The following is a 21,546-nucleotide window of genomic DNA, read 5'->3' as shown; positions in this document are numbered from 1 at the left end:
CGTCACATCTATGATACGCTTCGTGTCATGGGCGTTTTAGCAGCAAGGCCCCCTTGATAATCAGCAGAACGAATATAAAAAAGGCGGCATAAGGTTCAAGACTTGCAATAAAGATAACAACGCTAACGGTAGTCAACACCATAGATAAGACAGTCTTTATTTTTATCCAAATACGGCAGGAACAATTTTGCAAAGCTAATGTAGCAATGCCGCAAGCAACTGTTAATAAAATAATTGCAAGGTATATAGCTTTTATGAACAAGGGCGTTTCCTGTAACGATAGCAAAGACACTTGACGAATTATATCGCCCTCTTTCTGCCCAAAAAGAGGAATAAAAAACAACATTCCAACAGAACAATCAATCAAACCAAACACTAAGTCACGCATATGCTGTGTTTTTTGGTGACTATCTTTTTCTGCAAGACAAATCAGCTCCCTATTAGATAACAGTTCATCTATTGTTACCCCGAAAAATTCTGCAATAGCTTTTAAGGAGTCAATGCTAGGATAGCCACGCCCTGATTCCCATTTTGAAATGGCAGTTCGTGAAACAAACAGTATTTCAGAAAGTTCTTCTTGTGTTAATTTTTTTTGTTTTCTAAGTTCTTGCAGCTTTTCATGAAATTCCATAAGCGTTTACGACCTTGATGTTTTTTTTGTTTATATTTTACCATATGGATACAACTTTTTATAGCTAGTCTTTCAAATTACGGAATATGGGCATCAGCACAAATAAAAAACAAGCCTTTCGAATTATTTTATCGTGTCGGTTGCCATACTACCCTCAAGAGCAATGCAGATAAGCAATGGAGGGGCAAATATGTGCGGCAGATATCAATTTACGCAGGATTCTATGGAGTTGCGGGAGATCGCGGAACGCCTGGACAATGCAGGGAAAGCGTTTAAGACTGGAGAAATATTCCCGACGAACACAGCGCCCGTGCTGGTGTCCGAAGGGCACGGAGCTAAGCCGGAGGCATATATATGGGGTTTCCCGCACTTTAAGGGGAACGGCGTCATCATCAACGCCCGGTCAGAAACTGCGGCGGATAAAATGATGTTCCGGAAGCCGCTGCTCACAGGGCGGTGTGTTGTGCCGACCTCCGGCTTCTTTGAATGGTCGCAGGATGGGCGCAAGCAAAAGTACCTGTTCCGTAAGCCGGGCGTTGAGACACTATACCTAGCTGGCCTTTTTAACTGCTTCCGTGGTGAAAACCGCTATGTGATCCTGACCACAGAGGCAAACGCCTCAATCTCAGATATCCATAACCGCATGCCGGTGATCCTACAGCCGGAAGAAATCCAGTCTTGGCTATCAAATCCGGATAGCGTGCAGCCGATCCTTGACCGGACAGGGATTATGCTTGAACATCGTGAGGTGTCTGGGGGAGCATAATACCATACCAATGTTATAAAGAAGGTATAAAACGTTGCCTGAGCCAAAAAAGAACATCCTATATTCGACATAATCCACACAAACCAACACTTCTGGATTTGTACTATATCTGGAGGTGATACTTTATGTATTACATTAGGATTATGGTAGACGGTCGCTGCAAGTATTTGTACAATCACCGAGTAGCGGTGTTCTTGCAGGAGTATGCAAAGGCTTTCCCAACGGAGCAGGCTGCACGAAAGTATATGGAGGGGAAGCAGGTTGCGAAAGAGCATCCGTGGTGGATTGTGGAAAGGAAGTAAAACACTCAGATGTTGCACCTCGCGTTGCACCTCTAAAATTGAAGTGCCGCAAACCTAGATAATACGGGCATTTCACCAAAAATATTGTTGCCTTGGTAAGGATGAGGTCACCGGTTCAATCCCGGTCAACAGCTCCAAACGAAAAGCACTGTTTAGATGGGTTTATCACCTGTTTGACAGTGCTTTTTTGTATTTATTACGCTTCTATGCGGGATGGCTTTTTGCCGCGTCGGCTTGCCCATTTGCGGGTATTTGCGGGTATTTGCGGGTATTTGCGGGTTTCTTTTACGTCACCTATTACGTCACCTGTTCTGGCAACCAGCGCGTCCAATTTGGAGGCGGCGTCATCAAACATGTCCTTTGACGTATGGGTGTAAATCCGGGCAGTGATCTCCACGGAGCTGTGCCCCATTAGGCGGCTTGCCACGTTGAGCGGCACGCCCGCGCGCTCGAGGTCGGTACAGTAGGTATGCCGGAGGTCGTAGGGCACCAGGGGCGGCAGTTCTTCGGCAAAGGCGGGGATAGTGCCCTGCGCGACCATCTGCGCCTCAACCTCCTGCATCGCAGCTTTGAACCGGTGCCACATCCGGTACATTGCCTTCTCATCCAGCGGGCGGCCACGGGTGTTTTTAAAGACCAGCTCAAACGGCTCCACCTTGGGCAGGGCTGCGGCAAGGCTCGGGATAATGGGGATGTCGCGATACCCGGCCTTGCTCTTGGGCGGCTTTGTCTCGCGGGTACTGCGGTCATAGGCCTTGTCGATATGGATGTGGCCGCCTGTAACGTCTGCGCCGCGCAGTACGATGGATTCCTCAGGGCGCAATCCGGTATAGAGCAGCGTGAGCACCCACGCGCCCGCAGGATGCGTTTTCGCGGCCTCGGGTATAATTTTTTGCGTTCGCGCTCTGTGATCGCCCTGTGCGTGCCTGGTTCCGCCGTTTGGGGCATTGCCAATTTTGACGCGGGGTTTGTCGTACAGAGGCTGTTGTCCTTGGCTGTTTCAAACATGTTGTAGAGCTGGCTGCGTGCCTTCTTAACAGTATCCTTTGCCAAGCCCTCAATGTTGTTCAGGATACGTTGGCAATGTACAGGGCGCACATCTTTCACGCACATGTACCCGATCTCCGGGCGGTATGTATTGGGAATAAAAATATATAGTTTTAAATGAAAAAATTTATGTTATAAAATGCAAATATATGGTATGCTGGAACTAGGCAAAGCCCATGAAAGGGATTAGTATGTATACACGTTGAAAGCTTTTTAATATTTGCCCAAAGCGTTATATTAGTCAGGCCGATTTTTGAAGCCCTGGGCTTAGCAGTTTTGATGAAGCGCTGAAGGATATGCGGGAGTGGGAGGGGTGTTGGTTTGAAACAGAAAATCACTGGACTATCTTTGCTATTGCTATTAGTGGCAATTATTATTAGTGTTACAACATACAGGTATAATAAGCAATCCATTGCTTACATAAATAAAATCCAGGAAATTTCTGTGCAAATGGATGCGCTCCCCAAAATAATCACCATGGAGCAAGCATTGAAAGATGGAGACGTGGTTATTGGCGGCTCCGGAAGGCTGCACAAGGGTGAAAATGCCTTAAAAGCTTATTTGCACGATACGCAGCAGGGATTGCAATCACAAATAAGGATCTATGAGTTTAGCGAAAAAGGGTATTGCATGGTTGTATACTTGTTTTTTGACGGGAAAATGCATTATGGGGTTAATGATTTTACCAGGCAATACAGGGGTGATGATGAAGTCAAAAAAAGAGGCCTTTTCTTTACGTCCATCGCGCTGCTGGAACGAAATGGGAAGTATTCTCTAGTACTTTCGGACAATAAAAATTTGACGGTGGATTCCTATTTGGAAGCAGCGAAAAGTGCTGATTTGCAAAAGCTCTTTTCTGTCCAAGTAGTCGCAACATTTGAAAAAACGTCAGATGCACAAAGCCCCATCTGGGGCGGCTTTTTGTTCTTGCCATCCGGCAAAAGGAACACGTGGGGAGCTGCAGGCTCTCGGCGGTACGGGTTTTGACCTGCACGTCCTGAGCCGGCACCAGCTACGGCCGAGCCGGATGGGAGAGACATTGCCACTCGCCGGCTCTATCTGTTTACGCAGTTGCATCCTCGGTATAATATATGCAAAAAGCCCCTCTGGCCTGGAATGGCCAAAGGGGCTTTTTTAGGCATAAATGAATTTTGCCGTAACAATTTCATTGGCTTGTATCCATAGCTGGATACGGCCTAACGTATCTTCAAGTGGCAAGGGGTGCACAATTGGTAGTGACAACAATGATTAAAAACATTGCGCCTCCAACAACTCGAATGGGCAATTGTGCAGACCACTATGCGTGCATCCCTTTTACCGTGCGTTTTGATAAATAGCAATCATGTCACTCAGGGACAGGGCTTTCGCGGAACCGGTCTTGCTTCCACATGCGGCTATGCAGCCCTCGGCCAATTCAGCGATCTGTTCGTCCGTAGGCTGAATGCCAAGTTCCTTTAGGTTGATGGGCATACCAATGCTATGATAGAAATCCTCCATTGCACTGATGCCCTGCAGAGCGGTTTCCGCATCCGTTGCCCCGGGCGTGACCTGCATGACCTGGATCGCAAACCGGACGAACCTTGGCATACACTCCTGATAGACGTATCTCGCCCAGCTCGGCCATATAGCAGCTAAACCGGCCCCGTGGGTTACATCAAACATGCCACCCAGTTCGTGTTCCAGCTTGTGCGACATGAAATCGCCGCCATCGTTGCCGCAGCCTGTAAGGTCGTTATGCGCCAAGCTGCCTGCCCACATGATTTCTGCCCTTGCGTCGTAATTGCCCGGATCCCTGTGTAAAATTTTTGCGTTGTGCATGACGGTGCGAAGCAGCCCTTCGGCAATTGCATCCGTAAGCTCCATGTTCCCGCCGTTTGTGAAATACCGCTCCATGGTGTGCATCATAATATCCACGCAGCCCGACTGCGTCTGATAATCAGGAAGCGTTTCGGTATATTTGGGATTCATGATTGCAAATTTCGGACGGGCAAGGTTATCGTCGTAGGCACGCTTTTGCCCGGTTTTTTCATTTGTAATGACGCTGCCCTTAGAGGTTTCACTGCCAGCCGCGGCAATGGTAAGCACACTGGCCACCGGTAAGCATTTTTGAGCCGTCCTGGTGTGCTCATACAGCTCCCATACATCATGCTCCGGCTCTGCAAGGCCGTAGGCAATTGCTTTTGCCGTGTCAATAGCGGATCCGCCGCCGATTGCAAGCAGAAAATCAATGTGTTCCGCTTGGCCGATGCGAATGCCATCGTAGACCTTATCCAGCCGGGGGTTTGGGACAACACCGCCAAGCTCGGTATGTTGTATGCCTTCGGCTTCCAGCGATGCCTTTACACGATCCAGGATGCCGGAACGCTGCGCGCTTTTCCCCCCATAAACAATTAAAACCTTCTTGCCGCCATGCGCCTGTATGTAGCGTCCTGTTTTTTCCTCAACGCCCTTTCCAAATACAACCTTGGTGGGGGAATAGTATTCAAATCCGTAAGCCATTTTGAAATCTCCTTTCATGTATTGCTGCAACCTGTTTCTGTTGATGTCTCTATTATAGTGCAGTGCCTCTACAAATAATATGAGGATTGCAAGAAATATTAGTATAATTACGACAAACATGATATAATGATTATAATATTTAGGCGTGGAAATTACAATAAGCGGGAGGGGTGCAGCTTTGTTTATCACAGATGAAAACCAAGTGGAACAGATCCACGGGATGACCACAGAATATCCGTACTGTATGCACGAACAGGATTTGACCGATATTGTCATTCCATGGCACTGGCACGAAGAGGTGGAACTGGGGTACATTGAGGAGGGGGCAAGTACGATCTCGACGATTGATGCGGAATATGTCATCCATCAGGGAGACGGCTTTTTTATCAATACCAATGTGATGGATATGAAAAAGAATGCGAGCCCAGGCGGCCATACGCTTGAAATCAACCATATTTTTCATCCGGTGTTCCTCAGCGGCCATTTCAAGAGCCTATTTGAAACCAAATACCTGAATCCTATCCTGAACAATCGGCAAATTTCCGTCCATATCATTCGACGCGGGCAAAAGGCCGCCAATCAGATTTTAAATAACCTGTATCATTTGAGGGAATTGCAAGCGCAAAGTGATACAGAGTTTCAAACAAGGAATATTTTGTCGGAAACATGGCTCCTGCTGATTCGAGAGATTCAGGAAAACTTTACGCCCGCCGCCGCTGTACCCAATGATGAGCAGAACCGGATTCGCAGCATGATTTCCTTTGTCAACCAGCACTATGCTGAAAAGCTGACGGTTGCGGAGATCGCAGCATCGGCCGGCATCAGTGTGCGGGAGGCACAGCGAAGCTTTCGGCACAGCGTCGGACAAAGCCCATCGGATTACATCCTTGGCTTCCGTTTGAATCGGGCGAAAAAACTCCTTGCGGAAAGCGAGTTGTCCATCACGGAAATCAGCTATCAATGCGGTTTTTCCGACAGTGCATATTTCGGCAAACTATTCCTCCGGGAGTGCAATATGACGCCCAGCGCCTTCCGCCGTATGCATAATAAATAAAAAGGACATAAAAAGAGGACACCCCAATTTAGGGGGGGCTCTTTCATTCTCCACAAACCATGTCCCGTCCTCCCGCCGCCAGACAGCCCTTACCCTGCTGCCGCCCTTGGCCGCATTTGCACCGTCAGGGATAGCATAATGCATAGAAAAGAGGCTCCTTCATCCCGGGGATAGAACGGACGATGGTTCCATCCCGGCCGGCAGCTACGTACGGAAAGCGCTGTATTAGATGGTTTTATTACCTGTTTAACAGTGGTTTTCATGCTTGTCATAGCTTAGGGTGGAGTGTCCGGTAATGACTATGCAAAAGCCCAGGCTCGTTGAATCAAAGCGCCTGGGCTTTTGCGGTATCATATTCATATGCTGTCGCCTGCATAGCTGAGGTATACCGAGGCGTAAAACACGCCGTCCCGTTGTTCGAATTTGGCCTCCCCTGCGTACCGGGCTGCAATTTCACATACGGATTCCACCCCGATCCCAGCGCCTTCCCGCTTGGAGGATAAGGGGATTACCCCGTTGAAATGGACGGGCGTTAAGCAGGGGTTGTCCACCAGGATGAGCAGCGCGGCATTTCCGTGCCGTTTTACACGGAGTTTAATGTATTTTTGCGTGCCATTCCCACGTTTGACGGCCTCCACGGCGTTTTCCAAAAGGTTGCCGAGCAGCACCGTGATATCGGTCGCGGACACGGGGCAGCCGTCAGGATAATCCACTTTGGCGTCGAACCGGATCTTGCTGTCCCGCGCCTGCGCCGCATAGTAACACACCACGGCGTTTACCACGTCGTTGCGGCAATACAGCTCCAGCGTATCCGGCGGCAGCTCGCTCTTATAAATTTCGATGTATTCCGCAAGGCCGGCCTTATCGTCCCGGTCAATATAGGATTTTACCACGGCGAGGTGCTGGCGCAGGTCGTGGCGCGCCTTGCGCAATTCGTCCATGTGGGCGGCAAGGCCGTCATACTGTTTTTTCTGTGCCAGCAGGTTGCGGTCCGCATATTTTAGCGCCTCCTCCAGCAGCGTCCGGCTGTGGGAGATTTTCAGCACCTTGAGCGCGACATAGGATACGTAACAGGCGCCGAACAGCATCAGGTAGCGGGACGCGAGGAACTGCCAGGAAGCGTAGGCATAAACGTCGTCCGTGGTGCAGTAGAGCATGCCGAACAGGGTGGAAAACAGCGGGATGACCCAAAAGTACCGCCACATGGCGCGGTCGTTGATCCGCAGCGCATCCGCTACTGTGCGGTAGAAAAAGCGCAGCAAAAACGGGCAGGTGACCAAATAAATCACGATGCGCGCGATATTATAGACCAAATATGGGTGCGGTGCGGAAAGATCCGGGAAAAACCGGCTTTCCAGGTAATTGGCGTTGCCCATCACGAAGAATTGCCATGCGACGAACAGCAGCCAAGTGAACAGCAATTTGGGGATGCTTGCCTTAATCAGCAGGAACGCCAGGGCGAGGAAGACCAGCAGGAAGAAATACCGGATAATGGTCGTCCATTGCGCCGCCGTTTCATACCCGGCCAGGTTCACGAGGTAGAAGAGCGCGCTGTACGCCGAAGCCAGGCACACCTGCAGCAATACGATGTACCGGAACGGGATGCGCAGCGTGTCCCGGAAGAGCCAGTACCGGGGCAGGGTGAAGGGGAGCACGTCAAGGAATGGGAACAAAAGCACCATCAATGTATCAGCCAGTTTCATAACAGCCCGTCCCCCCGTTCCCGGTCAAATAGATATGCATGGTAAAGCGTTTCAATCTTCTTTTTGTCCCGTTTGGAAAACGGGACTTTTTCGCCGGTGTCCAGCACAAAATCCAGATCGTCCATACGCTGCGTCCGTTCCAGGTTGACGATACAGCCCTTGTAGCAGGCCATAAACTGCGGGTATGGCGCGAAAAGCGCGGAAAGTTCGCTGAAGGGCAGGCGGAAGCGCAGGACGCCGCGCCTGTCCGTATGGATCTGCATGTAATGCCCGTCCCGGTCACACCAGAGGATCTCGCGCAGCAGGATTTTATCCCCTTCCACGCGGATAAAGCGGGCGCTGCGGATTTTCTCCATGCCGGCCAGTTCCATTGTCCTGGCAAAATCATCGTATGAATAAGGCTTCACCAGGTAACCGCAGGCGCGCACCCCGTAACTGTCGACGGCATGGTCGCGGCTGGTGGTGACAAAAATGAGCGCCACGAACTTGTCGGCCTCCCGGATGATCCGTGCCGTTTCGATGCCGGACAGGCCGCCCATATATTGGTCGATAAAGACCATGTCGTAGGCGCCTTCCGCGATATGTTTTAAAAATCCCTCCCCGCTGGGATAGGTTTCCACAGCGGGCGCCTCCCCGGCGTAGTTTTCTTGGAAATACCGGGAAAGGCAATCCTGTATTTCCCGCCGGCACGCGGCTAGGTCGTCGATAATGGCGACCCGGAACCCCAAGCCCCGTTTTTCCATTGTCGGGCACCCCCATCCTTATCCCCCATTTTACAGGAAGCGGGCGCCCGCGGCAATGCAATTTGCGGCCAAAACTTGCAATTTGTGGCCACGCGCTTGGATTGCCGCCTGCATCCCGCCATAAGCTGCGGCAGGCGGGCGCGTCAAAACAGGGGAGGGCGGCCGCGCGGGGCACTGTGGGCAGATTAAGAAAGACTTAAGGAAACGGCTAAATTTTTCGTAAGCTTTATCCGTTAAGCTTAAAATATCAGGGCAGTATGGTATACTGTTGGGGAAAGGGTGATAGGAAATGTACAATATCTTGGTATGCGACGACGAACAATCCATCGCGGACGCGATTGAAATATACCTAAAAGCGGAGGGGTATCAAATATACAAGGCGTCCGACGGGATCGAGGCGCTCGACATGGTGGAGAAGTATGAAATCCACCTGATCATTATGGATATCATGATGCCGCGCATGGACGGCATGAACGCGACAATGAAGCTGCGGGAGAAGCGCAATATCCCGATCATTATGCTATCTGCCAAGAGCGAGGATTACGACAAGATCGGCGGCCTGACCGCGGGGGCGGACGATTATGTGACAAAACCGTTTAACCCCATGGAACTGGTCGCGCGGGTCAAGTCCCAGCTCAGGCGGTACACCATGCTGGGCAGCATGGAGACGCGCAGCGGCGTGTATACCACGGGCAGCCTGGTGGTCGACGACGAGGCCAAGCAGGTCATGGTGGACGGCGAACCGGTCAAACTGACCCCGGTGGAATACGGCATCCTGTGTTTTTTGACTAAAAACGCCGGGCGTGTCTTCTCGATTGAGCAGATTTATGAAAACGTATGGAATGAACCGGCCTACAGCCCGGAGAATACCGTTGCGGTGCATGTGCGCCGCATCCGCGAAAAAATTGAAATTAATCCAAAGGAACCGAAGTATTTGAAGGTGGTGTGGGGCGTTGGTTACAAAATTGAAAAGATTTAGCCGCCAATGGTACTGCAAGTTTATTGCATACTTGGTGATCCTGGGCATGGCGGCGGCGTTTGTGCTGTCATTCCTGACGATAGCGGGCAAAGTGAGCGACCCGTCGGCGTTTGAAAGCAAGACCTATGCGGACAGCAGCGTGTGCGCCGACGAGCTGGCGCGCGTGATCAATAATGTTATGGTCATGCAGTACGACTATATCAACGAAGACAATGTGCGCAGTGGCGGCGCGGTGGACGAATACAACCTATACCGCAACCTTTTCGACGGCAGCGCTTACAGCCGTTACCGCGATAACTATTATGACGAGCAGCGCGCCAAGGAGGATACCTACGGCACGGATGCTTATGCTACCGAATCGCCCAGCCCGGCCGACCTCAATGTCAGCATCGGCGTGATGCAGCAGCATCCGGACTGGGAAATGTTTGAGGACGGCGTGTTCGTCCGCTACCTGAGCGAGCACCCCGAGGCGGTTGAAAACGCCAGGCAGTCCATCATCAATGAGCAGCTGCGCAATTTCCAGCGGGTGCAGACCTTTTTAAGCTCGGTGAGCGGCCAATTTGCGTTCAGCTCCTATCGCGCGGAGACCAATTCCCGTTTGGAAAACACCGCGGGCGCCAGCATCCAAAAGATGCCGATTTATGCGCAGTACGACCTGCTCGAGGATAGCATTGTCGTATATAAGGACGGCGAGGCCAAGCGCTGGATGGATTTCAGCGGTTACGCCTATACGTCTTTTTACCCGTCGCGCGACGGGTACGCGATCCAGCCAAGCGACGCGCTGGGGGTCGGCATTTACCCGGAGTACCTGGCGGAACGCGAGCAGGAGTGGGCGCAGGACCACCGCACCACGACCGACTGCGTCGTGATCATGGTGGCGAGCGTCATCCTTGCGCTGGCGTGCTTTATCTATCTCTGCATCGTCACCGGGCGCGTCCCCGATGAAACGCAGGTTCACCTGTGCCTGATCGACCGCATGTACTCCGAGGTGCACATCGCGTTGATTATCGCCTTGCTTTGTGTGTTCCCGGCCTTGCTCGAGGGGACGATGCGTATGCCGGTCACGGATATCGCGCCGATCGCGGTGCCGGCGGTTTGCGGCGTGCTGGCGGCGGGGATGCCGCTGCTCCTGAGCCTCATGCGCTCGCTCAAGGCGCGCCGCTTTATCCGCAGCTTCGCAATCGGGCGGCTGTGCATCCGCTTTGCCAAATGGGTGGCGCGTTCGGTGCGTTCGGTTTGGAACGGCGGCGGGCTGATGGCGCGCGGCATGCTGGTAGCCGTGCTTGCGCCGCTGCTGTGCATGTTCTGGTTTACCATCCCGTTTATCATTGCGGGCGCGATTTTTGTGACCTACCGCACAATTTCCAAATTTCAGCGCATCCAGGAGGGCGTCAAGCAGGTGCGCGGCGGCAACCTGGACTATAAAATCGACGTGGAGGGCGGCGACCTGGGCGCGCTCGCACAGGATATCAACACGCTGTCGGAGGGGCTGGAATCTGCGATTTCTTCCGAGGTCAAGGCGGAACGCCTCAAGACCGAGCTGATCTCCAATGTCAGCCATGATATCAAGACCCCGCTGACCTCGATCGTCACCTATGTCGACCTGCTCCAGAACGAGCTGGCGAAGGACGAACCCGACCGCGAAAAGGAACGGGAGTATGTCGGCGTCATCAACCAGAAGACGCAGCGCCTGCGCGTGCTGACGACGGACCTGTTCGAAGCGGCCAAGGCGACGAGTGGTGCAATGACCGTCACCCTGGAGCAGGTGGACGTGTCTGCGCTCGTGCGGCAGGGCCTGGGCGAGTTCGACGACAAGCTGCGCGACGCAGAGCTCGACGTGCGGGTGCGCATGCCCGAACAGGCGGCGTTTATCCACGCGGACGGGCGGCTGGTCTGGCGGATTTTTGAAAACATGCTGTCCAATGTGGTCAAATATGCGATGCACGGCAGCCGCGTATACCTCGATGTGACGCGCGGGCACGGCATGGTGACGCTCGTGATGAAGAATATTTCGGCATACGAGCTGAACGTACCGGCGGAAGAGCTGATGGAGCGCTTTAAACGCGGTGACGAATCGCGTTCGAGCGAAGGCAGCGGCCTGGGGCTCTCCATCGCGACCAGCCTTGCGCAGCTCCAGCACGGCATTTTCGATATCGAGGTGGACGGCGACCTGTTTAAGGCCACGCTGTCCATGCCGGAGTACCGCCCTGATTTTACAGAAAAGTAACACGCTTCCGTTTGCATTTGCGGGGGCTACGGTATACAATAGGAACAAATATATAAAACAGGGGACTAAGACGGTTGCAAGTGAGTATGGTGAACGTCCGGCCATCAAACGGGCGGGGGAATCGCAATAGGAAGAAACATAATAGGGCGCCAAGGCTGATCGCGGCGATTGCAATTGCAATCGCCGCTGTTGGCGTGCTGTTATGGCTTTTTAAAACGCCGGATGAGGACGCGGGGCTTACCTATATCGGCGATATCCCGGTAATTTCGAATTTCCTGCCCGAAGGCTCCGCTTCCCGGCCGGGGGTCAAGCGGGATATCAAGTACATCGTCATCCATGAAACGGATAATTTCAGCGCGGGCGCGGACGCTGCGGCGCATAATAAATTCCTGCTGACGAACGCCGACACGCAGGAGCTTTCCTGGCACTACACGGTGGACGACCATGAGATTTACCACAACCTGCCCGACGACGAGGCGGCGTACCACGCCAGCGACCACCTGGAAAAGAACGGCGGGAACCTCAACGGCATCGGCATCGAGCTTTGCGTCAACGAGGACGGCGACTATGAGCAGACGCTGCGCAACGGCGAGCTGCTGGCCGCGACGCTGCTGCGGGAATACGGCCTCTCGGTCAAGGACGTCAAGAAGCACCAGGACTTTTCCGGCAAGGTCTGCCCGGCGCGGCTGATTGAAAACGGGCGCTGGGACGAGTTCCTGGATCGGGTCGCACGGGACTGCCAAGCGCTGAAAGAGCAGGAAAAGCAGCAGGGGGGATAGGCTGCTTCGTAAAATTTTTGCAAAAAGCTGTTCCCTTTTCCACTTTGTATGGTATAATAACAAACGTATGAAATCCGGAAAAGGAGTGATCGTATGCAAAGCGACTATTTGGATTTGACATTCCCCAAGCAAAAGCATATTGCGCTGGTCGCGCATGACAATAAGAAGAAAGAAATGATCGAGTGGTGCCAGCAGCACGCGGAAATCCTCAAAAAGCATTTCCTGTGCGGCACCGGCACGACGGCGCGCCTGATTGCGGACGCAACGAGCCTGCCCGTCCGTGCGTTCAACAGCGGCCCGCTGGGCGGCGATTTACAGATCGGCGCGCGGATCGTAGAGAATTCGATCGACTGTATGATTTTCTTCTGGGACCCGCTTGCGGCGCAGCCGCATGACCCCGATGTCAAGGCGATTATGCGCATTGCGGCGGTATACGATATCCCCTGCGCGTTTAACCGCTCTTCGGCAGATTTCCTGCTGAGCTCCCCGTTTATGGACGAGGAGTACACCCATCAGGTCATGAATTTCAACAAGAACGTGATGGGACGCTTTGAGGACATGAAGAAGTAACGAAACAAATACATAAAAAGGGGACGGGCTTTTTGCGCCGTCCCCTTTTTAACGGGACAACAAGGAGAGTAAAAGACAATGGTAGTAATTTTAAAACCAAACGCGCCTAAGGAGCGTATCGACAACCTGCTGAACCACTTTAAGGACATGGGGCTGTCGATAAATTACTCCGAAGGCGCCAATACTACGATCATTGGCCTGATCGGCGACACCTCGCGCATCGACGAGAGCGACGTTGCGGCATATGAGATCGTGGAGCGCGTACAGCGCGTTTCCGAGCCGTTTAAAAAGGTAAACCGCAAGTTCCACCCCAAGGACTCCATCATCGAGGTCGCGGGGCGCAAGATCGGCGAGGGCTACTTTAACGTTTTCGCGGGGCCGTGCTCAGTGGAAAGCGAGGAGCAGATCCTGATGGTCGCGGAGTCGGTCAAGAAGGCGGGCGCGTCCTTCCTGCGCGGCGGCGCGTTCAAGCCGCGCACGTCGCCGTACTCGTTCCAGGGGCTGGAGGCGGACGGCCTCAAGCTGCTGCTTGCAGCCAAGCGCCAGACCGGCATGCCGATCGTGACGGAAATCATGAGCGAAAAGCACCTCGACCTGTTCGCGGATGTCGACATCATCCAGGTTGGCGCGCGAAATATGCAGAATTTCATGCTGCTCAAGGAACTGGGGCGCTCGAACAAGCCCATCCTGCTCAAGCGCGGCCTGTCGTCCACAATGGAGGAGTTCCTGATGTCGGCGGAGTACATCTGTGCCGGCGGCAATGAAAACGTCATGCTGTGCGAGCGCGGCATCCGCACGTTTGAAACCATGATCCGAAACAACTTGGACATTTCCGCGGTGCCGCTGGCCAAGACGCTTTCGCACCTGCCGATTATCGTCGACCCGAGCCACGCGGCGGGGCGCCGCGACATGATCGACCCGCTGTCCCGCGCCGCCATCGCCGCCGGCGCCGACGGCCTGATGATCGAGGCGCATAACAACCCGCGCTGCGCCCTGTGCGACGGCGCGCAGTCCCTGGACCTGCCGCAGTTTGACAGTGTGATGGAGAATATCAGCCGCCGCGTTGTGTTTGAGGGCAAGCAGCTCGTCACAGCGTAAATACGGCATAAAAATTGGCCGGGGTACCGGCGCGGCGGAGAGCGGGGAGGCGTACAAGCTGTGCATGCGAAGGGCAGACGGCCATTTGCCGCCATATCCTGTATTTTATTGGTGCTGTCGGCCGGGCTTACCGGCTGGCGGTACACGGCGGAACCGGGCGCTTATTACGCGCCCAGTGGCGAAGAGGCTGACCTGACGCAGCTTTTGCAGAAGGAAAAGCCGGACGACGGCGTTTACCGCACGCTGCTGGCGCAGGCCGGGCTTGGCCGCCCGGCGGTCGACGCGCTATGGGATGCGCCGGACGGGAAGCAGGAGATCCTGCGCCTACAGGCGGCGTATTTTGCAAGCCCCCATTTCCTTTGCCAGCCGAACAGCCCGATATCCTTTGAGGAGCGGGTGACAGGCGCTGCGGGGGAGGAAGCCCGGTCGACGGACATCGTCGGCATACAGGCGGGCGATATCCTGCTCACCCCGTGTTCGCATACCTTCGGCTGGCGCAACGGGCATGCGGCGCTTGTGGTCGACCCTGTGGGGCGGCGGACGCTTGAATCCGTGGTGCTGGGCAGCAAGTCCAGCATACAGGATTTATCCAAGTGGGAGGGGTATCCGCAATTTGCGGTGCTCCGCCTGCGCGATGCATCCATGGCCACGCGCGCGCAAGCCGCGGCATGGGCAATGCAGCATCTCGTGGGCATACCTTATGATTTTACCGTCGGCGTACTCCATCCCAAGCAGCCAGGGGAAACGGGCATTACCGGGACGCAGTGCGCGCACCTGGTCTGGCTCGCGTACATGGCCGCCGGGTACGACATCGACGGCAACGGCGGCCGGGTGGTTTTGCCGCGCGATATTGCGCGCAGCCCGCTGCTTGAGGTCGTGCAGGTGTATGGCGTCGACCCGTCGCTGCTGCCACAATAGGGCGACGCACGCGCCAAAGGGCATCAGGGTATCATCATCGCCTTGCAAAAAGGCCGGGACGCAAGTCCCGGCCTTTTGTTATGCCGTAAGCCCCGGCAGGTCGCTTAAAGAGCCGAAGGTATAGCCCATGCCTTCCCATTTGGTCAGCAGCTCGTCAAGGATCTCCGCGTTGGTCTGCGAGGTGGAGTGCAGCAGGACGATCGCGCCGTCATGGATGCGCGGCAGCAACTTTTTGAACGCTTCGTCATGGCTCGGCTGGTTGTCGGTGTACCAGTCGACATAGGCGAGGCTCCAGAACACCGTGTGATACCCCAACGCCTGCGCCTGTTTCAGGTTTTCTTCGCTGAATTTGCCCTGTGGCGGGCGGTAGAATTTGGGCAGTTCCTGCCCGGTGGTTTGCTGGAACAACTCCGCAAGGTCGTCGAGCTCTTTTTGGAACGCGGCGGCGTCCGCGATTTTGGACATGTCGGGGTGGTGGAAGGTGTGGTTGCCGACGATATGCCCTTCCTCCACCATGCGTTTGACGAGATCCGGCGCGGTTTCGATATAATTGCCTACGACAAAAAAAGCCGCCGGGGCGTTGTGCTTCTTTAGCGCGTCCAGGATGGCAGGCGTGTTGCCGTTTTCATACCCCGCGTCAAAGGTGATGTAAATGGTCTTTTTCGCCGGGTCGCCCAGGTAATATGCGCCGTACTGTGCGAGTTGTTCGGGCGTGGCGTTCCCGATGGGCGGCGCGCCCTCGGTTTGGAACGACAGCCCCCAGTCGGTCGTGGAAGCGGGCACCGCCGCCTGGCCGGATACCGTTTGCGCATCCGGGCGCGATAGGGCAAAGCAGGCGGCCCCTGCGAGGCAAAGCGCGGCCGCGCCCATTACGACCCAGCGGCGTTTGATCGTCAAAAACAAGTCACAAGCACTCCTTTCATTTGACCGTTCTACCCTACGAATGTATGCGGCCGCCCAGCGGATTATGAGGCGCTGCGGGATTACGCATTGTGAAAAGTGACAAAAGAAAATGAAAAATACGCTGCCAATATAGATAAAATATGTTATACTGGAATCAATCATAGGGTTCCACGATGGTGGGCTACGATCTTAGGAGGGGTGACTATGAAAAAGAAAGCGATCGCGCTGCTGCTAACGGCGGCGCTGCTGTGCGGCTTGGGCGTCCCCGCGCTTGCGGCCGACACAAACCCGCCGCTTTACCAGCAGTGGGGGTACAGCACGGCGCAAGAATTTATGGACAACTGGGGGATATCCGGCGTCAGCTACGACTGGGTAAGCGAGCGGTACCAGTATTATCTGCCGCAACTGCAGCAAAACCCGGATATGGCGTTTGACCGCGCCTACCAGGGCTGGGGCTGGGGCATGGTGGATACGTATTTTTCCAGCCGCGAAGAGTTCCTGCGGGACGCTGCGACGCAGTTTGCCCGCCTGGACGCCTATGAATATCTCCCGCCCATGCAGGTGCAGGTCAACGGCCGGAAAGTCGACTTTACACAGGGGCAGCCGGAGATGAAGGATTCCTGCGCCATGGCGCCGGTGCGCCTGCTGGTAGAGGCGCTGGGCGGCGAAATGGAGTATTTTGCCGCGGCTGAGGTCGTGCAGATTGAATTGAACGGCAACCGTGTAACCGTCGGTATGGGCGGCACGGTGCTGGACGCATGGCGCGGCGGCGCGCAGGAAAGCGTGGGGCTGGATGTGCCGCCCTATGAAAAGGACGGGCAGATGTATGTCCCGGTACGCCCGGTCTGCGAGGCGCTCGGCCTCGATGTGGGCTGGGACGAGGGGGCGCAGGCAGTTGTTGTGCTGGACGGCGATTCGATCGCCGCGGACATCGACCGCAGTTTTACCATCCTGAACCGTTTCCTGGCTTCCGCGCCGGGCTACGATGCGGACAAGACGTACCGTTCGGCGTTCGAGGCTGCCGGCGTAATTACGCGGTTCGATACGATCGACGGCGACCGCACCTATCCCATCAAGGCGAAGGCTACCGTGCTGAGCCATGGCTACCAGATGCAGATGGACATGGAGTTTGACCTGGCGTCCCTGGTCAGCCTGGTGAGTACGGAACTTGGCAGCTGGAGCAGATGGCTGCAAGCGGACTATGCCGGCCAGATGGAAACTTTGCAGCACATGCTGAAGGACGGCAAGCTGCAGCTTATCTTAAATGTGGATGAGGATACCCTCTATGTCAAAACCACGGCGATGAAGGACCTGCTGTCGCTGGCCGCCCCGGAGGGCAAGATCCCGGCGGTTGTCGACGGGGCGTGGTTTAAGATCACAAACATCGGCCTGGCGGGCAAGCTGCAAAGCAGCATGCCGTTTGAAGAGAACGGCAATAGGACCTTCGGCCAGATCCTGTACCGCATCATGGCCGGGAACCTGCGTTACGACGCTTCTAAAAAATACAGCGAGATGATGGCTGACGTGCAGACGCTCCGCGGCGTGCTGGGCGACCAGCAATTTACCAAGAGCGGCTCCACTTACACGGTCAAGGTCGACAAGTCCGTTTTCGTCGGGCAAGAGGAGGCGCTCAGCCCGTTTGGCCTGCAAAACTGGCTCAAGGAGTTTGAGGGCAAGCTGACCTTTAATGAGGTCAGCGGGGCTGGTACGGCCACCCTGCGCTGCCGCATAGGCATGCCGACGAACGGCAGCGACATCCTGCTGACCATGGACGTACAGTATGCAAAGGGCAAGGGGGAAGCGCGCTATGCCCTCCACCTGCAAAACCAGATGAAGTGCGAACTGACACTCCATACCGAGGTGGAGGAAACGGACGAAACCGTGCTGACAGAGCCGCCCGAGGGCGCCCTTGTGATCGACTTGAAAGGGTTGATGGACGCCTGGACGCCGACAGAAGAACAACCGGAAGACGCGGAATGAGATAAAACCCATGGCGCGGGAAAAGGCGGCCGGCTTGGAGCCGGCCGCCTTTTCCGTCGGTTTGACGTGGGGGGATATCATATACGGCTGCAGCAGTAGTTGGGGTCATACACCCGCTGCCGCGCCGGCCGCTTGGTTGATCGCTTTATAGGTTCCAATGTGCCGTCCTCACCCTCCACATTGACAAAACCCCCTTCGATTGCGTCACCCGGGCATTCCAAGGCCGCATCCATTATACAGGAAAGGCCGGCGCCCTGCAGGCCTTTTCCGGCATGGGCAGCTTTTCAGGTTTTAAGGGAGGGGGGATCAGCTCCCGTAGTCTTCCAACAAGTGGGCGAGGGCTTCGTCGTCCGCCAGGGGGATGCCCTGGCGCAGGGCTTCCTGGTCGGCGAGCGGGAGGGCGCGCACGTCAATATCGGTCACGAGCGCGGGGGACGTTTCGCCGGCGTTGTAAATGGCGATATGGTTATCCAGGGCATAGGCGGTATAGCCCTGTGCGGCGGGCGCCGGTATGGGCGCGGCGGCGGGCACGGCGCGCGTATGCATCAGCGCCATCCCGGAGATGATAAGCACAGTCGCAGCAATCAGGAGCATATGCCGGAACCAGCGGGCGTCCGAGGGTTCCTGTACGGAATTTTGCATCATATTTGATATTCCACCCCTTTTCAGGACTTTTTGATACCCTATTCTTGCCCAGGAAATCTTAAATATACCTGTCGATTTGAATTTTTATGTAGATTTCTTTGACGATCGTTGTTATAATATGAAAATGGCACCGGATGGCTGTGTCCGGGCATCCCTTGAAAAGGGGCAAAACCGCGGTTCCCAGACATGGGGACGGCGGAAAAGGAGGCTTTGTTTTGGCTAAGCGAAAGAAAAAGAAGACGCATAAGGTGCGCACCTTTTTTGTTTCCCTGTTGCTTGTGTGCATCCTGACGGCTACGATCTGCGGCTTGGCATTCGCCTGGTACATTCACAGTTATGTCAACCCCTCGATCGATGACCTCGATTTGAATGGGCTCGGCATGAACTTCACAAGCATTGTCTATGCGCCGCAGCGCGATGCTTCCGGCGATGGGGAAATGCAGTACGTGGAGTATGAGCGCCTGCACGGCGGTGAGAACCGCATTTGGGCGGATATGAGTGAAATCCCTGATTACCTCAAAAATGCATTTGTTGCGATTGAGGATCAGCGCTTTTATGAACATAAAGGTGTGGACTGGAAGCGTACGGCGGGTGCGGCCCTCGACTGGGTGACCGGCAAGGGCAGCTACGGCGGTTCGACGATTACGCAGCAGCTGATCAAGAACCTGACGCAGGACGACGATTATTCTGTCAAGCGCAAGCTCACGGAAATCCTGCGCGCATTGGAACTGGAAAAGCAGGTGGGCAGCAAGGACAAAATCCTTGAGATGTACCTCAATATGATCTATATGGGGTACGGTTCCAACGGCGTAAAAACCGCCGCGCGGACGTATTTTGATAAGGATTTAAGCGACCTGAACCTTGCGGAATGCGCGGCGCTCGCGGGCATCACCAACAACCCGTCCAAGTACGACCCGTTCCGTTTCCCGGAAAACGTCAAGAAGCGCCAGACGACGATCCTCGACCAGATGAACAAACAGGGCATGATTTCGGAAAGCGAAATGAACGAGGCGCTTGCAGCGCCCCTCAATTACCAACGCCCGGCGGACGAGGGGGCGAACGCGGAGCCGTATTCGTACTTTACCGATACGGTCATTACCGACGTGGTCAACGACCTCGTGGAGCGCAAGGGGTATTCCAAGACGCTCGCAAACAAGCTGGTCACCTCGGGCGGCCTGAAAATCTATACCACGGTCGATACGCGTATCCAGGGCATCATGGAGGCGGTCTATACGGACGATTCCAATTTCCCGGATATCAGCAAGAACGGCGTCCGCCCGGAAAGCGCTATGGTGGTCGCCAACAAGGACGGCGAAATCCTGGGGATTGTCGGCGGGCGCGGACAGAAGACCGGCAGCCTGCTGCTCAACCGTGCGGAAACGCCGCGCCAGCCGGGCTCCGCCATCAAGCCGCTGGCCGTTTACGGCCCTGCCATGGACGCGGGCATCATCACCCCGTATACCGGCATGGAGGACAGCGCCTACGAGGAGATTAACGGGAAACCCTGGCCGCGCAACGACGACCGCGTGTACCGCGGCCCGGTCATCCTGAAGGACGCCGTGGCTAAGTCGATCAATACGATCGCGGTCAAGACGCTGGCGGAACTGACGCCGGAAGCGTCGTTTACCTTCCTGACGGAAAAGCTCGGGTTTAAAAACCTCATCGGCTCGCAGACCACGCCGAGCGGCAAGGTGCAGACCGATATCGCGCTCGCACCGCTCGCACTCGGCGGCCTGACAAACGGCGCGACCGTGCGCGAGATGGCGGGCGGCTACACCATTTTCATCAACGACGGCAAGTTCGTACCGCCGCATACCTACACCAAGGTCGTGGATTCCGAGGGCAAGGTACTGCTGAGCAACGAGGACGTGGAGCCGGTCGTCGCGTTTGAAAACGAGAAGACCAGCTACTATATGAACCAGACGCTGCAGGGCGTAACAAGTTACGGTACGGCGACCTCGGCCAAAATCCCAGGCATCGCCACCGCCGGTAAGACCGGTACGACGACCTCCCAGCGCGACCGCTGGTTCTGCGGCTATACGCCGTATTATGTCGGCGTGTGCTGGTTTGGTTACGACAAGACCTATACGCTGTCCGGCGTCAGCGGCAACCCGGCCACGAAGCTGTGGAAAGCCGTGATGACGCGCGTGCACGAGGGGCTTCCGGAAGCGTCGTTCGACAAGCCGACGAGCGATAAGGGCTTTACGGCGGTCAGCTACTGCACGCAGACCGGCTTGCTGCCCTCGGAGGGCTGTGAAACCGCGACCGGCTATTTTTATAAGGGCGATGCGCCGACGGAACACTGCCCCGGCCACGCCGTCGAAAAGACGGACGCGGAAATTTACCAGGAACTGATCGGGCAGGTCGACCCGGAGACCGGCCTGCTGCCGGACGGCACCAAGATTGAGGATCACCTCAAGGGGGACGGCACGCTGCCGACGGTCCCGGGCGGCACCACCACGCCCGGGCAGGACCCGGAGGCCGGCGGTGAAGCAGGCGGCACGCCCGGCGACGACGTCCCGCCGAACGAGGGCGGCACCACCACCCCTGACAACGGCAACGCAAACACCAAGCCGAACGAAGGCGGCCAGGCCAAGCCCAACGAGGGCGGCACTACCGCACCGCCGGACGAGCCGGATCATACGCCGCCCCCCGCGCCGCCGGTAACGGATCCGGAAGACGACCCCGAAGGATAATGCTTT

General features: G+C 55.3%; 19 protein-coding genes. 12 read left to right on the top strand and 7 right to left on the bottom strand.

Going from position 1 to position 21,546, the window contains the following annotated elements:
* Nucleotides 1-25: 25 nt before the first annotated feature.
* Nucleotides 26-631 carry a helix-turn-helix domain-containing protein gene (locus CZ203_RS02045; protein WP_087064414.1) on the bottom strand — a complete coding sequence of 202 codons (606 nt, stop codon included), beginning with the start codon at nucleotides 629-631 and terminating at the stop codon, nucleotides 26-28.
* Nucleotides 632-821: 190 nt separating this feature from the next.
* On the opposite strand from CZ203_RS02045, the gene CZ203_RS02040 reads away from it, so the two are divergent.
* The gene (locus tag CZ203_RS02040) at nucleotides 822-1,397 is read left to right on the top strand and encodes an SOS response-associated peptidase (RefSeq protein ID WP_087064413.1); all 576 of its coding nucleotides are present in this window, start codon (nucleotides 822-824) and stop codon (nucleotides 1,395-1,397) included.
* A 125-nt stretch (nucleotides 1,398-1,522) separates the two neighbouring features.
* The gene (locus tag CZ203_RS14440) at nucleotides 1,523-1,699 is read left to right on the top strand and encodes a hypothetical protein (protein WP_159456319.1); all 177 of its coding nucleotides are present in this window, start codon (nucleotides 1,523-1,525) and stop codon (nucleotides 1,697-1,699) included.
* A 196-nt stretch (nucleotides 1,700-1,895) separates the two neighbouring features.
* Here the strand turns inward: CZ203_RS14440 and CZ203_RS02035 are convergent, their stop codons facing one another.
* Nucleotides 1,896-2,546 (bottom strand): site-specific integrase, encoded by a 651-nt coding sequence (locus CZ203_RS02035; RefSeq protein WP_159456318.1) that lies wholly within the window; start codon nucleotides 2,544-2,546, stop codon nucleotides 1,896-1,898.
* A gap of 521 nt (nucleotides 2,547-3,067) precedes the next feature.
* On the opposite strand from CZ203_RS02035, the gene CZ203_RS02030 reads away from it, so the two are divergent.
* The gene (locus CZ203_RS02030) at nucleotides 3,068-3,733 is read left to right on the top strand and encodes a hypothetical protein (RefSeq protein ID WP_087064411.1); all 666 of its coding nucleotides are present in this window, start codon (nucleotides 3,068-3,070) and stop codon (nucleotides 3,731-3,733) included.
* Between the two features lie 327 nt (nucleotides 3,734-4,060).
* Here the strand turns inward: CZ203_RS02030 and CZ203_RS02025 are convergent, their stop codons facing one another.
* Nucleotides 4,061-5,245 (bottom strand): iron-containing alcohol dehydrogenase, encoded by a 1,185-nt coding sequence (locus CZ203_RS02025; RefSeq protein ID WP_087064410.1) that lies wholly within the window; start codon nucleotides 5,243-5,245, stop codon nucleotides 4,061-4,063.
* Nucleotides 5,246-5,423: 178 nt separating this feature from the next.
* Here CZ203_RS02025 and CZ203_RS02020 point away from each other — a divergent pair, with 178 nt between their 5' ends.
* Nucleotides 5,424-6,299, top strand: coding sequence for a helix-turn-helix domain-containing protein (locus CZ203_RS02020; protein WP_087064409.1), 876 nt, complete (start codon nucleotides 5,424-5,426; stop codon nucleotides 6,297-6,299).
* 356 nt (nucleotides 6,300-6,655) lie between these two features.
* Here CZ203_RS02020 and CZ203_RS02015 read toward each other — a convergent pair whose 3' ends face one another.
* Entirely contained in the window at nucleotides 6,656-8,002 is a 1,347-nt protein-coding gene (locus tag CZ203_RS02015; RefSeq protein ID WP_235847442.1) for an ATP-binding protein, read from the bottom strand.
* On the bottom strand, nucleotides 7,999-8,745 hold the full coding sequence (locus CZ203_RS02010) for a LytR/AlgR family response regulator transcription factor (protein ID WP_087064408.1): 747 nt from the start codon (nucleotides 8,743-8,745) through the stop codon (nucleotides 7,999-8,001). The genes CZ203_RS02015 and CZ203_RS02010 overlap by 4 nt, the downstream gene beginning before the upstream one ends.
* 289 nt (nucleotides 8,746-9,034) lie before the next feature.
* Between CZ203_RS02010 and CZ203_RS02005 the strand changes: the two genes are divergently transcribed.
* The 6 genes from CZ203_RS02005 to CZ203_RS01980 all read left to right on the top strand — a co-directional run bounded on the left by CZ203_RS02005 (nucleotide 9,035) and on the right by CZ203_RS01980 (nucleotide 15,316).
* Nucleotides 9,035-9,724 carry a response regulator transcription factor gene (locus CZ203_RS02005; RefSeq protein ID WP_087064407.1) on the top strand — a complete coding sequence of 230 codons (690 nt, stop codon included), beginning with the start codon at nucleotides 9,035-9,037 and terminating at the stop codon, nucleotides 9,722-9,724.
* The gene (locus CZ203_RS02000; RefSeq protein ID WP_143436080.1) at nucleotides 9,711-11,951 is read left to right on the top strand and encodes a sensor histidine kinase; all 2,241 of its coding nucleotides are present in this window, start codon (nucleotides 9,711-9,713) and stop codon (nucleotides 11,949-11,951) included. Before CZ203_RS02005 ends, CZ203_RS02000 begins: the two co-directional genes overlap by 14 nt.
* Before the next feature lie 194 nt (nucleotides 11,952-12,145).
* Nucleotides 12,146-12,730: a peptidoglycan recognition protein family protein gene (locus CZ203_RS01995; RefSeq protein WP_159456317.1), complete on the top strand. Its 585-nt coding sequence runs from the start codon at nucleotides 12,146-12,148 to the stop codon at nucleotides 12,728-12,730.
* Nucleotides 12,731-12,823: 93 nt separating this feature from the next.
* Entirely contained in the window at nucleotides 12,824-13,300 is a 477-nt protein-coding gene (locus CZ203_RS01990; protein WP_087064404.1) for a methylglyoxal synthase, read from the top strand.
* A 78-nt stretch (nucleotides 13,301-13,378) separates the two neighbouring features.
* Nucleotides 13,379-14,398, top strand: coding sequence for a 3-deoxy-7-phosphoheptulonate synthase (gene aroF / locus CZ203_RS01985; RefSeq protein ID WP_087064403.1), 1,020 nt, complete (start codon nucleotides 13,379-13,381; stop codon nucleotides 14,396-14,398).
* A gap of 60 nt (nucleotides 14,399-14,458) precedes the next feature.
* Nucleotides 14,459-15,316: a hypothetical protein gene (locus CZ203_RS01980; protein WP_087064402.1), complete on the top strand. Its 858-nt coding sequence runs from the start codon at nucleotides 14,459-14,461 to the stop codon at nucleotides 15,314-15,316.
* Between the two features lie 78 nt (nucleotides 15,317-15,394).
* On the opposite strand, the gene pdaA is transcribed toward CZ203_RS01980, so the two are convergent.
* Nucleotides 15,395-16,219 (bottom strand): delta-lactam-biosynthetic de-N-acetylase, encoded by an 825-nt coding sequence (gene pdaA, locus CZ203_RS01975; RefSeq protein ID WP_235847441.1) that lies wholly within the window; start codon nucleotides 16,217-16,219, stop codon nucleotides 15,395-15,397.
* Nucleotides 16,220-16,423: 204 nt separating this feature from the next.
* On the opposite strand from pdaA, the gene CZ203_RS01970 reads away from it, so the two are divergent.
* On the top strand, nucleotides 16,424-18,199 hold the full coding sequence (locus CZ203_RS01970; protein WP_087064401.1) for a stalk domain-containing protein: 1,776 nt from the start codon (nucleotides 16,424-16,426) through the stop codon (nucleotides 18,197-18,199).
* A gap of 306 nt (nucleotides 18,200-18,505) precedes the next feature.
* Here the strand turns inward: CZ203_RS01970 and CZ203_RS01965 are convergent, their stop codons facing one another.
* A complete protein-coding gene (locus tag CZ203_RS01965) occupies nucleotides 18,506-18,844 on the bottom strand; it encodes a BofC C-terminal domain-containing protein (protein ID WP_087064400.1) in 339 nt (112 codons plus the stop codon).
* Nucleotides 18,845-19,059: 215 nt separating this feature from the next.
* Between CZ203_RS01965 and CZ203_RS01960 the strand changes: the two genes are divergently transcribed.
* A complete protein-coding gene (locus tag CZ203_RS01960; RefSeq protein WP_159456316.1) occupies nucleotides 19,060-21,540 on the top strand; it encodes a transglycosylase domain-containing protein in 2,481 nt (826 codons plus the stop codon).
* Nucleotides 21,541-21,546: the final 6 nt, after the last annotated feature.

The sequence above is a fragment of the Intestinibacillus massiliensis genome (assembly GCF_900155735.1).
GTDB classification, from domain to species: domain Bacteria; phylum Bacillota; class Clostridia; order Oscillospirales; family Butyricicoccaceae; genus Intestinibacillus; species Intestinibacillus massiliensis.
The sequence above is the reverse complement of the archived record's forward strand: the minus strand, read 5'-3'. Positions and strand labels throughout refer to the sequence as shown.

What these genes read in the sequence shown, in the direction of transcription:
- CZ203_RS02045 (WP_087064414.1), bottom strand. Translation starts at nt 631, where the DNA reads ATGGAATTTCATGAAAAGCTGCAAGAACTTAGAAAACAAAAAAAATTA.
- CZ203_RS02040 (WP_087064413.1), top strand. Translation starts at nt 822, where the DNA reads ATGTGCGGCAGATATCAATTTACGCAGGATTCTATGGAGTTGCGGGAG.
- CZ203_RS14440 (WP_159456319.1), top strand. Translation starts at nt 1,523, where the DNA reads ATGTATTACATTAGGATTATGGTAGACGGTCGCTGCAAGTATTTGTAC.
- CZ203_RS02025 (WP_087064410.1), bottom strand. Translation starts at nt 5,245, where the DNA reads ATGGCTTACGGATTTGAATACTATTCCCCCACCAAGGTTGTATTTGGA.
- CZ203_RS02015 (WP_235847442.1), bottom strand. Translation starts at nt 8,002, where the DNA reads ATGAAACTGGCTGATACATTGATGGTGCTTTTGTTCCCATTCCTTGAC.
- CZ203_RS02010 (WP_087064408.1), bottom strand. Translation starts at nt 8,745, where the DNA reads ATGGAAAAACGGGGCTTGGGGTTCCGGGTCGCCATTATCGACGACCTA.
- CZ203_RS02005 (WP_087064407.1), top strand. Translation starts at nt 9,035, where the DNA reads ATGTACAATATCTTGGTATGCGACGACGAACAATCCATCGCGGACGCG.
- CZ203_RS01990 (WP_087064404.1), top strand. Translation starts at nt 12,824, where the DNA reads ATGCAAAGCGACTATTTGGATTTGACATTCCCCAAGCAAAAGCATATT.
- aroF (WP_087064403.1), top strand. Translation starts at nt 13,379, where the DNA reads ATGGTAGTAATTTTAAAACCAAACGCGCCTAAGGAGCGTATCGACAAC.
- CZ203_RS01970 (WP_087064401.1), top strand. Translation starts at nt 16,424, where the DNA reads ATGAAAAAGAAAGCGATCGCGCTGCTGCTAACGGCGGCGCTGCTGTGC.
- CZ203_RS01965 (WP_087064400.1), bottom strand. Translation starts at nt 18,844, where the DNA reads ATGATGCAAAATTCCGTACAGGAACCCTCGGACGCCCGCTGGTTCCGG.